The organism is Caldisericota bacterium (genome assembly GCA_034717215.1).
In the GTDB taxonomy this organism is placed as follows: Bacteria; Caldisericota; Caldisericia; order Caldisericales; family Caldisericaceae; genus UBA646.
Genome location: JAYELD010000155.1, coordinates 1 through 4,655, shown reverse-complemented (window position 1 = coordinate 4,655; position 4,655 = coordinate 1). Strand labels below are relative to the sequence as shown.

Annotated in this window: 3 protein-coding genes; all 3 read right to left on the bottom strand. The window is 33.0% G+C overall.

The genetic code is table 11. From position 1 onward, the window contains the following. Positions 1 to 1,793: DEAD/DEAH box helicase family protein (locus tag U9Q18_06470; protein ID MEA3314001.1), on the bottom strand; the 1,793-nt coding region annotated here is incomplete at its 3' end. Then, complete coding sequence (locus U9Q18_06465) at positions 1,790 to 3,853, bottom strand: DUF262 and DUF1524 domain-containing protein (protein MEA3314000.1); 2,064 nt, start codon at positions 3,851 to 3,853, stop codon at positions 1,790 to 1,792. The genes U9Q18_06470 and U9Q18_06465, both read right to left, overlap by 4 nt. Then, positions 3,850 to 4,655 (bottom strand): restriction endonuclease subunit S (locus U9Q18_06460; GenBank protein ID MEA3313999.1); only part of this gene is annotated, 806 nt, incomplete at its 5' end. The genes U9Q18_06465 and U9Q18_06460, both read right to left, overlap by 4 nt.

Below are 4,655 nucleotides of genomic sequence, written 5' to 3'. Positions count from 1 at the left end.
CCTGTGAAAGCAATTAATGTTTTAATTGGATAGTTATTTTCTTTGATCAGCTTATCAAAAGCTTTTTTGTATAAAACAGTATGAAGCCTTGACCTTGTCACAACCATCGCTTTAGCTTTTCCTCTTATTTTATATATTGTCGAACTCATAAAATGATTTAACATTATTTCAGTTTTTCTTGTTATTACCACAGGATATTGCTCAACAAAATTTCTTAGCAGTTTCTTGGCTTTTTCCTCGTCATATTCAGGGTCATCCTGTATTTTCTTGGCCAATTTGAAATAAGTTGCATAGGTTAAATAATTTTTAAGAACATCAAGAATAAATCCTTCTCCGATTGCCTGCTTCATCGTGTACGTATGGAAGGGGTGATAACGGCCATATTCATCCTTCCAGCCGAACATCTCAAGTGTTTTATTTTTTGGGGTGGCCGTGAATGCAAAGAAGCTAATGTTTTTCAGATTCCTATAAGATTCAATTTCTCTAAGGATCTCTTCATCAATCTCGTCCATGTCTTCTGCATCCAATGCTTCGGCTTCTTCAAGACTATTCGCGCTGAGAACTTGCTTCATTTTTCTGGCGGTAATTCCACTCTGTGAAGAATGGGCTTCATCTATTATTACGGCATATTTTCGTTCCGGCAAATCCTTAACTTCTTCCAGTATGTAGGGAAATTTTTGCAGGGTTGTAACAACAATATTACTTCCTGTCTTTAATGCTTCTTTAAGTTGATCGGAGTGTTTCTCTATATTTTCCACGATTCCTTTTACTTTTTCAATGGACTGCACCTGGTCCTGAAGTTGTTTGTCTATGACTCTTCTGTCAGAAACAACAATCACCATATCGTAAATTCTATTATCATCTGCATCGAATTTATTTATTAGGCCGTGCGCAAGCCATGCAATAGTTTTAGTTTTTCCGCTTCCATTGCTGTGTTCTATTAGATAGTTTTTGTCAGCTTTAGCATCTGCCAATAGTAGATTTGCGCAATCCAGCTGATGATATCTTGGGAAAATAGGTTTTACTTCCCCTGTGTCTTTATCTTTTTCCATATAGATGAAATTTGATATTAATTTTGAGAGCTTATTTATCTGCAAGATATTATTATATAAGTACGAAATTTTGTAATCGTTTTTTACTTCCGGGTTTTCAAGCCCTTTATTAAATGGCAAGAATTTTGTTTTCCGTCCTTCTAATTTCGTAGCCATATATATTTTTTCGTCACTCATAGCAAAATGGACAAGGCACTTTTGGAAAATAGATTCTCTTGGGTTTCTGTCCTCCTTGTATTGCCTTATTGCATTCTCAACGCCCTGAGAAAAAGTATCTTTTAGCTCTATTGTGGTAATCGGCAGACCATTAATGAAAATAACCAAATCCAATCTTTTACTACCTTCTTTCTGCTCATATTCCAGTTCGTCAACAACGGAGAAAATATTTTGTTCAAACTTTTCAAACAAGTCAGGATTTTTATGTGTATTTGGTTTTGGATAGAATAATTTAAAATAGCATCCTACATCCTTGAACCCATTTCTTAAAACATGAATAGTTCCTTTTTTATCAATTTCTGAAACCAATCTGTAAAAGAATTTTCGCTCTACATCATCTCCGTAAACTCTTTGAAACTTTTTCCATTCTCTTGGCTGAGTGTCATAAATGAATTTCAAGGTTAATTCTGGGTCAAGGCAGGTTGCTCTATTATAATTCTCACTGCCTCTTTTAAGATAGCCAGTGCTGAGTAAATGAGCAATTATATGATTTTGAAATGCCTTTTCCGATGTATCTGTTGTCATATTGTCTCCTCTGAAACTTTATCAAAGGCCTGTTTTATTAAAAACATAACGTAATCTAACTCTTCAAAATTAGATATGCTTGTTTCTATTTGCCAATTTTTCTCCATAAGATTTCTGCAAATCTTTTTGGGGTCATTTAATTCATCGAATTGCATTCTCAGTTGTAATATTAATTTGGATTTTTGAGCGAAAATATCGCAAAAATCAGTATATTCTTTATATACAATACAGCATTTGAATATTTTTTCTCTAACAGAAGAATCAAGATTGAGTATCCTTTTTCTGAGTTCTTCGAATAATGGCCGCATAGCCGCTTCTTCTGCTAAGTAAGGATGATCTTCTATTGTATATGTTTTCTCGGATTTCCCCTTTTCAATAATTTTGTATTTATTTGATACTTCTTTATCTAATTCTGGACAATTCCATATTTGAACAGCCAAATCTGAAAGAATCTTGGCACGATTTAGAATTTCCTTCTCATTCCAATGTTCAAGTTTTGCTAAAGATTGATTTAATCTTATTGGGCTGTCTGCAAACCCTCCTGCCATGTCTCTTTTCTCTTTAAATGGTTTATCACTCAATTCAGAGTTATATCCGGTTAGAGTAAGATTTCCTATTGTATGCAGGTATTTATCATGTATTTCCTTCCAATTCTCACCCAATTCCTGCTTCCATTCATCAGATAGATTTTCGTTTTGAGGCATTACATGTTCAATGGTATAACTTTCAACATTCACTAATTCTTTTCTGTTATGATTCTCGAGTTTTCTTAATAAATAATTTCTGCTCTTGAAATTATATACATCCTTAATGATTAACTCTTTTCTAAACTCTTCGTTTCTCGGAAATCTCCTGTATGAATCTTTAAGAAGAAGAACGGCTTTAAAACTCTCTAAATAATTCTCTGGTTTGATTTCTTTATATAGGTTGGCAAAGGTTTTGTTTAATGAATTGGTTGGAATTCCACAAATAGCTCTTCTGAAAACATAGCTCTCTACATATCTGAGAATTTGTATAAATTCTTCTTTCGTTACTCTTTCTTGATTATAATCTTCATATACCTGCAATAAGAAAGGATAAGAGACATCAACTTTTAATGTATTAATGTCAGAGAAAATTTCTTTTATTTCATCGTCTTGCTCTTTCTCTAAGGCGATACTGACAAAATATTTAGAGTATTTGTAAACATCGGCAACAATCTCATTTATGTTTTTGTTTTGTGCGTATAACTTAAAAGCGGAATAGACATCTTTGATTTTTGGTATTTTCCCTGTTCTAATTGTTAAATAATCCCTCATAAATCTGTCAAATAACGCTGAATATTTGGCATATCCAAAGCTTTTTTCCATAGGAGACCAATAATCATTATAAAGATCATCCTGTTCTTGTTTTTCAAGACCCATTAGGACATAATTCCTAATCAAATCTGCCTGAGTAAGCTCCAAACCCGTTGAATTTAAACTTTCGAATGTCAACTGAGGGTTATCTCTTTCTCTATCTAATGAAACATCAATAATAATCAGTTTATTAAGGCCCTTGAGTACTTCTTCAATCTTGCTTCTGGATATTTGTTCGACAAAAAATTTATAATTGTCCTTAATTCGTCGAGAATCTTCATCAGACAATTCTTTATGATCAATTATTTTAAAAAGTGTTTCCTTATCACTCTTTGTTAAAATTAATTTGTGGCGTTTGTCCTTTTCTTCGTCTCTATTTATCAAATAATAGTTATTTAGTTTATCAGAACTCATCCCATTTATTGGCACTTTGAGATCTTTACTTAAAGCAGATAAGAGAAGGGAGATTGTTGCTAATCTTTGTTGGCCATCTATTAAGAGAAGTTTTGGAATCGTTGAAATTTGGTATAATCCTTTTTCAATATAAACAATAGAACCAAGAAAATGGCTTGATATCTTATCATCATTACCTGCCTTAATTATATCTTCCCATAATTGTCTGCATTCTTTTAGAGTCCAGCTATATGTTCTCTGATAAATGGGGATGATGAGCTGCTTTGGCCCATTCATAAATTTTAACAATTGTGTTTCGTCTGCTTTCATGCCACAACCTCTCTCACATCTATTTTGCCTGTAACGGCATGATGGATCAAAGATTTTTTATACTCTTCTAAAAGTTTGATTTTTTGCTCTATTTTCTGGATGGTTATGTCTATCTTGGAAGTGGCTTTGTCTAAAAAGTTTGCAATGGAGGTTTGCTCATGGAGTGGGGGCAAAGGAGCTATTAATGATCTTAATTTTTCTACTGATAGTGACGGAACTGCTCCGGGATTAACAAACCATTCAAAATTTATCAAATTAAATAAATAATAATTATAGTTGTAATTGATATCAAAGGTTTTAAAGGCAATACAGTTATTATCTATAATACATTTGACTTTTGTTATTTTCCTATGGTTTTTCTTTAATGCTTCACCAATTTTTGGGGCTATTAAAGAGCACTCTGGGATTACATTCCATTTATAATCTTTAATTGTTTTCTTTGAAACAAAATTATTTGCTTTTTCAACAAATTTTTCAGATCCATTTATATCACCTACCTTATAAAAAGGTACATCCCCAGCGTCTTTACCCTGTTCTTCCCCTGGAAAACCATTTCCTGATAAATCTTCGACTAAATATTTCAACTTCCTAACTTCCCACCCCTCTGGAATCTTCCCAATCCAATCAATCCCGGAATCCTTTAATTTTACATTAGGGTCAAGCCCTTTTGTTACCGCATGATTTATCAAAGCGGTTCGCTTTTCTTTCAAAAGCCCGACTAATTTCTTGTCTTTTTCAATAAGCTCTTCAATTTCTGCTATTTTTTTATCGAGGAAGTTTGCAATTTTGATTTGTTGTTCCT